Source organism: Trinickia sp. (assembly GCF_051954495.1).
Taxonomy (GTDB): Bacteria; Pseudomonadota; Gammaproteobacteria; order Burkholderiales; family Burkholderiaceae; genus Trinickia.
In genome coordinates this window covers 1-5,114 of record NZ_JBQCHR010000101.1, presented here as the reverse complement: position 1 = coordinate 5,114, position 5,114 = coordinate 1, and the positions used below count along the sequence as shown (strand labels likewise).

Sequence of the window (5,114 nt, the reverse complement as noted above, 5' to 3'; positions counted from 1 at the left end):
GTCGCAGGCGGCGGGTGTTGCGCCGAGGAATTTGTTGAGGTTTCAGGGGCAGCAGGTTGACGAAGAATCCGGGCTGCACTACAACCGGCATCGATACTATGACACTACGACGGGCCGTTTCATTAGTCACGACCCGATACGTCTTGCTGGCGGTTTCAACCTGTATCAATACGCGCCCAACCCCACGCAATGGATTGATCCGCTCGGGCTCGCGAAGTGTCCCTGCACGGACGACTGCGAAAAAGTCCTCGCCGACGAAGGGGTCGTGACCGGCAGGCACGGAGATCTGAAGAAGATCGGGGGGCTGCAAGATTCGCACCACATTTACCAAGACGCTGCGGTCAACGGTCTACCGAACTACAACTACAACGACGCCCCGGCGATCAGCCTACAGGGCCGGAATGCCGACGGCACTACTCGCGGAACGCCCCACTACCGTGCGAATCGGACTCAGGACAACGCGTCTCCCGCTGGCACATTAGGTAGCGAAACCGTAGTAGCCTTCAACTCGTTGAAGGCTGCCGGACTTAGTTCCAAGGCAGCCAAGTGCGCTGTCCTACGCGCAAGAGGCTATTTCTCCAGCATCGGTTCAAATGCCGGTTCTGGCACGACCACGCCATCGAAACGTATGAGGCTGAGATGAACACATCACTGAATGATCCAGCGTATAAGGCGATCTCCGAATTCCTTAACGCGCTTAATACAATGGACAAAAGGACACTGGAGTCGAGGTTCGGGGTCACCGAGCCGATTCTCGACGAGATATGCGAGTCCCTCGATGATTACTTCGGCAGAAAGCCCGACATCAGCCTTGCGCCGATCGAAGTGGCCTTTTCCGGCAAGAGAGGGGCGAGGCCATACATTGATCTGTTCGAAATGGACGACGGTCAATCGTGGGGGGCGGAGTGCGTACTCTGGGTGGACGGGAAGGCCGCGGAGCCCATTTTGCACGTCGAATTGAGGGGGGCAAGCGATAACCTGGAGCTGAAATACAAGTACATCGGTTCGTAGAAAGCTGCCTCGCCGACAAAGAACATAGTCAGAGATCGTTCTTCGGCTGGCGACGTTCTGATAGCTTGAACAGCGAGCGCCTTGCTGGATACATACGCGCGGCGATCGGTGCATCTGCGATGCGCGACCGCGGCGGGGTTGGCAGCGAACGCGGTTTCAGGGGCAGCAGGAGGATGAGGAAACCGGACTCGCGTACACGAGGAACCGTTATTACGATCCCGCGGTGGGCCGGTTCATATCGACAGACCCCATCGGCCTGGCGGGAGGCTCCAACCTGCACCAGTACGCACCAAACCCGGTCCAATGGATCGACCCGCTCGGCCTCGCCACGACGACCGATGGATCTGGCAACTCTGTTCAACTCAACGATCTCGGAATACCCGACAGTCAACAGTTTCAGCCCAAACAAAACATCAACGCTGCTTATCGGCGAGATGCCGCGTGTGGACCGACAGCCAGTCAGACGGCGTCAGTGCAGGGCATGCCCTGCGTGGTCTGCGGCACGGTGTCCCCCAAGATGGTCGCCGATCACAAGGACGCCCTTGTGGTGGAGTACTATCGCTCAGGAAGCAACAACGTAGCGATCCAATCGAGTCTTGCGGCAGTGCAGTCGCATTGCCCGAAATGCTCTCAGCGACAAGGGGGGATGGCGTCTGCGTTTTCCAAAAGCATGAAGTGCAAGCTAGGACTTTGAAATGTTCGAAAAAGATCGCGCCACACTGCTGCAACAGCAGGCCATCTGCAAGAAATATGGCCTTCCGGAGGCCGAGCCTGAAGACATGGTCGGTGTTGCTATGGCCACGCTAGGAAGGATGCCCGTTTACGGGTCTCGAATTGCTTTGCCAGCGGGCGGCAACGTCAGTTGGTTCTTCCATTGCGGTGAATATTCTGACGCACCCGATTTCTATCAACCTGTGCATGTCGAGCATCTCAACGAGATACTTCCGTCAGTGATCAAGTACCTGAGATTGCCTACCGGCGCGAAGTTCATCATCGACGATCAGGGATTCGAGGACGTGTGGCTCGTGCAATAGGAACCGTCTGCGTAAGCGTCGAGCGGCCGGTTTCAGGGGCAACAGCACGATGAAGAAACGGGGCTGCACTACAACCGGCATCGGTACTATGACACCACGACGGGCCGTTTCGTTAGTCACGACCCGATACGTCTTGCTGGCGGTTTCAACCTGTATCAGTATGCGCCCAACCCGACCCAATGGATCGACCCGTTAGGACTCGCCAAATGCCGGTTGTGCCCGGAGGATTGCAAGAAGATTCTCGAGAAATCTGGAAGGGGGTACGGTGCATATAAAGACGTCGACCCCGACTCCCACCACATCATCCAGAACGCTGCCGTTAGAGTTGTAACTGACTATTCACGTTCGCAGGCACCGGCTGTGCAACTCCGCGGTCCATCGACGTCCGTAGGTTCTGAGCATTACATCGCGACCCGCGTGCAAGAACAGGCTGGTGGTGGTACATACGCAGCGGAGCGGCGTATCGGATACAAGGCTCTACGCCGATCAGGGCTATCTGCCGAAGAAGCGCGGTGCCACATCATGCGCGCGGACGAGCACTTCGCGGGACTCGGTGTCGGCCCAAGCACTCCACTTCGAATTCCAGGAAACAGGCGATAAAAATGGACACGGATTCCATTCGAGAAGCGGTAAGAAAGCTAATCTCCTTGCTCGTTGCAGGCGATTTCGCCGCCTTGCAGCAAGCAAATATGCTCGGCCCAAGCACAAAGGAGGAGTATGCTGCTGCGCTACAACGATATTTACGCGGACGAGAGGTGCTCACAGAACCACCAGAGGACGCATTCGCAGACCTCGACTTATATGAGACTGCCGACCCAAACAGGCAGCGAGTCGATTTTGACCTTTGGACGACCAACGGCCGCAGTGATTTGACCGCGCAGATCTACGTCGAGCAACTGCCCTCAGGTGCAATCCATCCGTCGCTGTACGACCTGCGGGTTCTCTAAGGGGGAAGCGGCGCTCGGTAGTTCGGTTTCAGGGGCAGCAGGTTGATGAAGAAACGGGGCTCACGCTAAATCGCCACCGCTACTACGATGCAACGACCGGTCGCTTCGTAAGTCAAGATCCGATAGGCGTGCTGGGCGGAGCCAACGCTTATGCTTATGCTCCTAGTCCCACGCAGTGGGTCGATCCGCTGGGGCTTCGCAAGCGGCAGGGCTGCCGAGGTAAATTCCATTCATTCCACGATGTCGACCTTCCAGACGACAAGCTGTTTGCTAGCGACGGCGTGCAGTTCCGCATAGCTAACAAGTCACTGATCGAGAGGATGAACACAGACGCGGCTTTCCGGAAAGACATTCTTTCGCGGAATCCAGCGCTGCTTGATTGGTCCAAGAACCCGCCAGACCTGGGACGCAGTCCACCGGGGATGACGTGGCACCACAACGATGACTCCGGGCGATTGAATCTTGTGGATCGCAACGATCATGGGGACAATTTCGGCATTTACCATCCGGATGGCACAGGTGGCCGGGATAAGTGGGGCGGTGGTGCCCCCGGTCGAAAAGGGAAGCTAGACGCAGCTACAGGATGCCCATTATGAACAGCGACTTCGTGACGAATAGGTTTTACAAGATCGAGGATCTGATTCGACTGGTTAAGGAAAAGAAGGGGCGAGATGCGATCTATATGATTTACATCCCCAAGGACACGGATGATTTGACGCCCGGCATGGACGTGTACGTCGGCGATGTTCCTGCGTTCGATGATGACGACAACGAGGTGTTTCCAGAGTCAGTAATTGCGCTGGGACTTGAGCGTGGCTATATGCAGGAACACTTCGAAGATGTTGTCGATGTCGCCTATAAGCAAAGGCCGACCGCATCGGCGGATGACGTGATGCGTTGCCTCAACTACTACGCGCAGCACGATAGCTTCTTGGATCTTAGTTAGCAAACAGAGGGCCGCTAGCGCGGCCCTCTGTCATTCAAGCGGCAGTGTTGCCGGCGATCAGTCGAACGCTTGCCGGATGAAGATGTGCCGTTTGACGTAGTCGACGGAAAAGTAGACGCGCTCGCCGGGCATAAAGCCGAGGTGACTGAGCAGCGCGTCGGTGACCTGCATCCAAGGGATGAACGGCTTGTTCGAGCCGCTTGGAAGCTCGGACGAGCTTTGTAGCGGCACTTCGAAAGCGATCGGCTCTTCGCCCGCCGCTGGACGTGTTTTATGATTGGCCCCAGCCATGAACAACTCCTTTGCTGAGTTGGTTGTGGCCAGGGGGCCGTGAGGGTTGGTCGCACGCACGGCCCGCGCTTCGTTTACGCGGCCCTTCTCTATCTGCCCCGGGCCAGCATGGTATCGAGCATTTGCGAGACGAACTGCTGCTTGGTCTTCGGTAGCCACTCAATCTCGGCGATGTGCTGTTGCAAGCGCGACATTGGCCCGCGCTTGCGGCCTCGGCCGTTGACGGTTTGCCCCATCAACTTGTCAAACGAGAGCGTGAACAGCTGCGACAGCGCCGGCAGCATCGACATCGGCAGCCGAGAGCGCCCCCTTCGTAGCGGGCGAGCGTTTGCCGAGCAATCGGATCAAAACGATCCGCCCCGACGGACACGCGATCGACTGGCTCACCTACGGCTCGGGCCACGTGCATGGGATGTTGCTCGACGGTGAGGAGCGCATCCACTTCGAGCGCGACGCGCTGCACCGCGAAACTAAGCGGACACTGGGCGCTCACCTCGGGCACAAGACCGTCTACGATCCGGCTGGCCGTGTGATTCAAACGGCGCTACAGCGAGAAAAGGCGCCGATGCCGATCGTCGATCGGCGCTACCGCTACGATGCGGCGGGGCAACTCACGCAGATCGAGGACAGTAACCGGGGGTATATCGATTACCGCTATGACCCGGTAGGCAGACTCATCGAAGCGGCGAGCCCGTGGAGCCGCGAGCGGTTTGCCTTCGATCCGGCGAGCAATATCGTCGATGTGGCGAGCGATGCGTCAAATCGCACGCCGCGCATGACGCCGGCGGTGTTCAAGCCCAGAGAAGAAAGCACGCTGCCGCAAGAAGTGCCCAAAATCCTCGGCAATCTGCTCAAGCAGTATGCGGGGATGCACTTCTCGTATGA

7 protein-coding genes and 4 pseudogenes are annotated in these 5,114 nt (G+C 57.7%); 9 read left to right on the top strand and 2 right to left on the bottom strand.

From position 1 onward, the window contains the following. From ACTHNR_RS13850 to ACTHNR_RS13815, 8 genes and pseudogenes are all read left to right on the top strand, one after another. Nucleotides 1-643, top strand: a 643-nt coding sequence (locus tag ACTHNR_RS13850; protein WP_440548234.1) for an RHS repeat-associated core domain-containing protein, incomplete at its 5' end; no start/stop codon positions are given. Next, the gene (locus tag ACTHNR_RS13845; RefSeq protein WP_440548233.1) at nucleotides 640-1,011 is read left to right on the top strand and encodes a hypothetical protein; all 372 of its coding nucleotides are present in this window, start codon (nucleotides 640-642) and stop codon (nucleotides 1,009-1,011) included. The genes ACTHNR_RS13850 and ACTHNR_RS13845, both read left to right, overlap by 4 nt. 151 nt (nucleotides 1,012-1,162) lie before the next feature. Beyond that, nucleotides 1,163-1,705, top strand: a pseudogene (locus ACTHNR_RS13840) (RHS repeat-associated core domain-containing protein); the annotation flags it as partial. 1 nt (nucleotide 1,706) lies between these two features. Then, a complete protein-coding gene (locus tag ACTHNR_RS13835; protein ID WP_440548232.1) occupies nucleotides 1,707-2,045 on the top strand; it encodes an immunity protein Imm33 domain-containing protein in 339 nt (112 codons plus the stop codon). A gap of 27 nt (nucleotides 2,046-2,072) precedes the next feature. Beyond that, nucleotides 2,073-2,645, top strand: a pseudogene (locus ACTHNR_RS13830) (RHS repeat-associated core domain-containing protein); the annotation flags it as partial. Nucleotides 2,646-2,647: 2 nt separating this feature from the next. Next, a complete protein-coding gene (locus ACTHNR_RS13825) occupies nucleotides 2,648-2,992 on the top strand; it encodes a DUF7668 domain-containing protein (protein ID WP_440548231.1) in 345 nt (114 codons plus the stop codon). Between the two features lie 11 nt (nucleotides 2,993-3,003). Further along, nucleotides 3,004-3,588: pseudogene (locus ACTHNR_RS13820) on the top strand (RHS repeat-associated core domain-containing protein); the annotation flags it as partial. After that, nucleotides 3,585-3,938 carry a DUF7716 domain-containing protein gene (locus tag ACTHNR_RS13815; RefSeq protein ID WP_440548230.1) on the top strand — a complete coding sequence of 118 codons (354 nt, stop codon included), beginning with the start codon at nucleotides 3,585-3,587 and terminating at the stop codon, nucleotides 3,936-3,938. The pseudogene ACTHNR_RS13820 and the gene ACTHNR_RS13815, both read left to right, overlap by 4 nt. A gap of 57 nt (nucleotides 3,939-3,995) precedes the next feature. Here ACTHNR_RS13815 and ACTHNR_RS13810 read toward each other — a convergent pair whose 3' ends face one another. Beyond that, on the bottom strand, nucleotides 3,996-4,229 hold the full coding sequence (locus ACTHNR_RS13810; RefSeq protein ID WP_440548229.1) for a hypothetical protein: 234 nt from the start codon (nucleotides 4,227-4,229) through the stop codon (nucleotides 3,996-3,998). An 89-nt stretch (nucleotides 4,230-4,318) separates the two neighbouring features. Further along, the gene (locus ACTHNR_RS13805) at nucleotides 4,319-4,519 is read right to left on the bottom strand and encodes a hypothetical protein (RefSeq protein ID WP_440548228.1); all 201 of its coding nucleotides are present in this window, start codon (nucleotides 4,517-4,519) and stop codon (nucleotides 4,319-4,321) included. A gap of 47 nt (nucleotides 4,520-4,566) precedes the next feature. Here ACTHNR_RS13805 and ACTHNR_RS13800 point away from each other — a divergent pair. Further along, nucleotides 4,567-5,114, top strand: a pseudogene (locus ACTHNR_RS13800) (RHS repeat-associated core domain-containing protein); the annotation flags it as partial.

Excerpts from the sequence above, each read along its gene's own strand:
- ACTHNR_RS13825 (WP_440548231.1), top strand. The coding sequence starts at position 2,648 with ATGGACACGGATTCCATTCGAGAAGCGGTAAGAAAGCTAATCTCCTTG.
- ACTHNR_RS13805 (WP_440548228.1), bottom strand. The coding sequence starts at position 4,519 with ATGTCGATGCTGCCGGCGCTGTCGCAGCTGTTCACGCTCTCGTTTGAC.
- ACTHNR_RS13835 (WP_440548232.1), top strand. The coding sequence starts at position 1,707 with ATGTTCGAAAAAGATCGCGCCACACTGCTGCAACAGCAGGCCATCTGC.
- ACTHNR_RS13815 (WP_440548230.1), top strand. The coding sequence starts at position 3,585 with ATGAACAGCGACTTCGTGACGAATAGGTTTTACAAGATCGAGGATCTG.
- ACTHNR_RS13810 (WP_440548229.1), bottom strand. The coding sequence starts at position 4,229 with ATGGCTGGGGCCAATCATAAAACACGTCCAGCGGCGGGCGAAGAGCCG.
- ACTHNR_RS13845 (WP_440548233.1), top strand. The coding sequence starts at position 640 with ATGAACACATCACTGAATGATCCAGCGTATAAGGCGATCTCCGAATTC.